We start from the raw sequence: 4,502 nt of genomic DNA, 5'->3' as shown, positions 1-4,502 counted from the left end.
CCGGCGGGTTCGGTCGCCTCGGCGCGCCGAAGCTGTTCCGCGGCGCGGAGCCCAAGCCCGGCGCCGTGGCGTCGCTGCGCACCGGCAACATCGTCACCGTCCGCGGCGGTCGCGACGCCGTCGCCGCGGCGCAGCTGGTCGACACGGCCGACACCGCGATGGCCGACACGATGCTCGACCCGAACCGCCCGACCCTGCGGCCGAAGCTCATCTGGTTCAACCTGGCCCTCACCGTCGCCGTGATGGTCCTGCTGGTGATGGATCTCTTCCCGCTCGCGTTCGTCTTCATGGTGGGCGCGGCCCTGGCCCTCATCGTCAACTTCCCGAAGCTGCGGTCGCAGGCCGACGAGATCGTCGCGCACGCCCCGAGCATCGTCGGTGTCGTCTCGATGGTCCTCGCCGCGGGCGTCCTCGTGGGCGTGCTCAACGGCACCGGGATGGTCACCGCGATGGCCGCCTGGATCACCCAGGTCATCCCGGCATCGATGGGTCCGTTCCTCGCCGTCATCACGGGCGTGCTGTCGATCCCGTTCACGTTCTTCATGTCGAACGACGCCTTCTACTTCGGCATCCTCCCCGTCCTCGCCGAGAGCGCCGCGAACTACGGCATCGCCCCGGTCGAGATGGCCCGGGCCTCGATCACCGGGCAGCCCGTGCACCTGCAGAGCCCGCTGGTCCCGGCGATCCTGCTGCTCGTGTCGCTCGCCGGCGTCAACCTCGGCGACCACCACAAGAAGGTGCTGTGGCGCGCCACGATCGTGTCGCTCGTGATGCTCGCCGTCGGCGTGCTGGTGGGCGCGGTCCCGCTGCTGGGCTGAGCCGCCGACCACGGGCGTGAGGGGTCAAGAAGTGTCGCTTCGGTCAGCGCGAAGCGACAGATTCTGACCCCTCACGCGAACGTGGGCGGGACGCCGACAGAAGACCCCGGATGCCGTGGCATCCGGGGTCCTCTCCTGTTCAGCCGATCAGGCGTCGGTGCGTCGCGGACGACGGATCGTCCACACCGCAGCCCCGGCGACCAGCAGGAACGCCGCCAGCAGCGCACCGCCGAGCGGCGCCTGCGCACCGGTCGTGGCCAGCTGCCCGGCCGCGACCACCGTGATCGGGATCGACCGGATCACCTGGCCGTCCGCCCCGAAGACCACGATCGTGTGGCTGCCCGCGGCGAGGTTGCCGGGGATCTGCACGTCGAAGGTGACACGGCCGTTCGCGTCGGCCGCGGGGATGCCCGCGATCCGGATCGGGTCGCTGCGGAGTTCCGCCGTCACCTGCTCACCGGCGCCGAGACCCGTGACCGTCACGCGCACGATGCCCCCGCGCTCGACCGTCGTGGTCGAGACGGACACCGACGCTCCGGCATCCGGGGTCGTCGTGGGCTGCGCGCTCGGCGTCGCGGTCGGCACCGACGTGGCCGTCGGCTCCGGGCTCGCGGTCGGCGTCGGCGTCGCGGTGGGCGTCGCGGTGGGCGTGGGCGTCGCGGTCGGTGTCGGTGTCGCGGTCGGCGTCGGCGTCGGCGTCGGCGTCGGCGTCGGCTCCGGGGTGTCCGGCACCTCGCGCGGGTCGACGCTGGAGAGCGTCGGCTTCACGGTGGCGAAGAAGCCGTCCGGCCCGATCTCGAGGCGATCGATCGTCGTCTCGCGGTGGGTGCCGTTCCCGCCCGGGATCGCGAACCGGTGGTACGCGATGTACCACTCGTCGGTTCCGGGCACGGTGATGATCGAGCTGTGGCCCGTGCCGAGGATGCCCTGCGACGCGTCCTTCTGGAGCAGGATGCCGCGGTACGTCCACGGTCCGTCGATGCTCGTCGACGTGGCGTACCCGACGCGGTAGTTCTCCGAACCGGTGTCGTCGATCGCGTACGTGAGGTGGTACATCCCGTCGCGGTAGTTCACGAAGAGCCCCTCGCGGAAGTCGGTCAGACCGCTGATGGACCTGATCGTCCCCGCCGTGATGCTCTTCATGTCGTCGGAGAGCTCACCGTAGACGGGTCGGCCGTTGCCCCAGAAGAGGTACGACTTTCCGGTCTTCGGGTCGGTGAACGCCGCCGGGTCGATCGCCTGACCGCTGTTGACGCTCTCGGCGTTGGTGATCATCGGCTGCGCCTCGGCGGTGAACGGCCCCTCGGGGCTGTCGGCCACGGCGACGCCGATCATCTTGCGATTGGCGTTGGGCTCGTGCCCGCTGAAGTAGAAGTAGTACTTCCCGCCCTTCTCGATGATCGTCGGCGCCCAGGCGTTGCCGGTGGCCCACGGGACGTTCCCGTTCGCGCCGTCCAGCGTCAGGATGGGCTCGTCCGAGCGCGTCCAGTCGACGAGGTTCTTCGAGCTCCAGACGTAGAACGCGTTGCCGCCCCAGCCCGGGACACCGTCGGTCGTGGCGTAGATGTAGTACGTGTCGCCGAACACCGCGATGTTCGGGTCGGCGTACAGCCCCGGCAGGACCGGGCTCTTCATCTCGACCGCCGAGAGCGTCCAGACCGTGTCGGCCTGTCCGTCGGTCTTCAGCGTCACCGTCACCGGCGAGGTCAGGTTGCGCACGGTTCCCGAGGCCGGGGACGCCGTCGTGCCGGACGCCGTGGCGAACGTCGGACGCAGCTGCGTCAGGTCGGTGCCGGGCTTCACCGGGAACACCACCGAACGCGTGGCACCGTCGACCATCGGGGCGACCTTGAGCGCACTGGCATCCTGCAGGCTGACGGCCCCGAGGATGGTCGGGTTGCCCGACTGCTCGACGATCTCGGTCGGCGAGAGCGCCCGGTTGAACAGGGCGAACTCGCGCACCTTGCCGCGGAACAGGTTGTCGGCGTTGTACACGGACTTGCCGATGTAGTTCGCCGCCGTGCGACCGCCACCGATGTCGCCGGGACGCACCGTGACGTTGCGGTTCTCGGCGACCTGAACGCCGTCGAGGAACAGGCGCGCCGTGCTCCCGCTCAACGTGTAGGTCAGGTGCACCCACTTGTTGCGGGGAAGCGCCGAACCCGAGCCGGTGTTCTGCTCGCCGCTCCAGTTGCCGGTCGTGAGCGCGCCACGGTACTGACCGTCACCGGTCGAGAACAGGTAGCCGTTTCCGGCCCCGTCGCCGGCGGTGTTGCCGAAACCGTAGAGGAAGTACGGCGTGCGCTGAGCGGGGTCGAGGAGCACCTCGGTCTCGACGGTGAAGTCGTTGACGCCGGCGAGCACGTCGTCGGGAAGGTCGACGTAATCGTTCGTCCCGTCGAAAGTCAGCGCACCGTCCGAGAACGTCGCACCGCCCTGGATCTGCGCGTCGCGTCCGGCGCCCGAACGATCGTGCAGGACCGCGCCCGGCGCGTCGCTGAAGTCGTAGCGCAGGATCTCGCCGTTCTCGTTGGCCGAGACGGGCTGAGGCAGGTTGGCGCGCAGCGCCGTCAGTTCAGCCGCCGTCACGGGGATGACCGTGCCGTGACGCGGGCTGGCGGGCAGGCGATAGCTCGCCGGCACCTTCCAGTCCGGGTTCGCGATGTCGGTCGTAGCGAGGGGGATGTAGCCCCGCCCGCCGTACTCGTCGACGAAGAGGTAGTACTTGTCACCGTTGACGTCACCGGGGTTTGATCTGAAGATGCTCGGTCCCTCGACCGCGCCCGTGCCCGCGTTCTTGCCGATGCACGAAGTGACGGGCGTCCACTTGTCGAGCGTCGCGGTCAGCACCGGAGAGCTCTCCTGGATGATGTCGCTGCACCCGGTCGTGCCGGCGCCCTCGTCCTTGGTGAAACGCTGGTAGACCCCGTCGGCCTTGATGACCGTGGAGTCGATGCGCGACATGCCGCCCTGCCACACCTTCGTGTCGCTGAAGGTGACGAAGTCGCGCGTGGTGGCGTAGAGCATGCTGTTCGCGACGCCCGACGTGTGGTTCGGGTCGTTCTCGGGGTAGATCTTCGACGCCCAGAAGACGACGTACTCGCCGAGCGACTCGTCCCAGTACGCCTCGGGCGCCCAGGTGTTGCCGGCGGTGTCGGGCGAGACCTTCACGTGGCGCTGCTCGCTCCAGGTGACGAGGTCGTGCGACTCCCAGACCTCGATGTACTTCGAGCCCTGACGCTGCGCGCGGTCCCAGTCGCCGTTGCGGCCGATCGAGAGATCGGTGGCGATGAGGTAGAACGTGTCGCCCTCGGGGGAACGGATGAGGAACGGGTCACGCAGACCCTTCTCGCCGTAGGTCGAGGTGAGCGCGGCCTGGCCGTTGTTCAGCTCGGTCCACGACAGGGCGTTGTTCCCGTTGCTCGCGGCGAAGTAGATGTTCTCGCCCGCGACGGAGTTCCCGGTGAAGTACGCGAACGTGTAGCCCTCGAACGCCCCGATGTTCGCGGCCTTGCGGACCGCGGCCGAGAACGAGCGCGTCAGAGTCACGGCCCCCTTGGTGACGGATGCCGTGAGCGCGACGGTCGTGTCGCCGTCGGGCCGCGTGACGACACCGTCGTCGGTGATGACGTCGGTGTCGGCAGACGACCACGTCACGTCCAGGCCCTGCGACGAGGCGGGGAG

The 4,502-nt window shown here is 69.1% G+C and carries 2 protein-coding genes; one reads left to right on the top strand and one right to left on the bottom strand.

The features are described 5' to 3' along the window. Positions 1-818: SLC13 family permease (locus LQV45_RS18695; protein WP_253074577.1), on the top strand; the 818-nt coding region annotated here is incomplete at its 5' end. 147 nt (positions 819-965) lie between these two features. On the opposite strand, the gene LQV45_RS18690 is transcribed toward LQV45_RS18695, so the two are convergent. After that, positions 966-4,502: family 43 glycosylhydrolase (locus LQV45_RS18690; protein WP_230008308.1), on the bottom strand; the 3,537-nt coding region annotated here is incomplete at its 5' end.

The organism is Microbacterium sp. Bi128 (assembly GCF_918698205.1).
This window is presented reverse-complemented; position numbering and strand designations above follow the sequence as displayed.